Annotated in this window: 1 protein-coding gene; it reads right to left on the bottom strand. The window is 75.5% G+C overall.

Annotated features, from left to right (window positions below; genetic code table 11):
* Positions 1 to 318 (bottom strand): acyl-CoA thioesterase domain-containing protein (locus KSO97_RS17490; protein ID WP_232682006.1); only part of this gene is annotated, 318 nt, incomplete at both ends.

Below are 318 nucleotides of genomic sequence, written 5' to 3' on the forward strand. Positions count from 1 at the left end.
GCACGATCTCGATCGGGGGCGCGGCGGGTCGCTCCTCCGGGGCCCACACCGCTCCCGTCGCGGGCTCGGTGGGCTTGAGGAACTGCACGCTGGCGCGCGCGACCCGCTTGCCCGCCTGGGTGAGCTGGACGTCGATCAGACAGATGCGCGGACCGGCGCGCACCACTTCGGTGGCGAGTACGCAGGGGGCGAACCTCGGCGCGGCGAAGAGGTCGCCGGCCATCCTCGACGGGCGCAGGTCGGTACGCCCCAGGTGCCCCAGGGTGCGCTCCCCCGCGCGCCCGAGGGCCCCGCACAGGGCGACGCCGTGGATGCTGT

This window comes from Nocardioides sp. R-C-SC26 (assembly GCF_021246465.1).
Taxonomy (GTDB): Bacteria; Actinomycetota; Actinomycetes; order Propionibacteriales; family Nocardioidaceae; genus Nocardioides.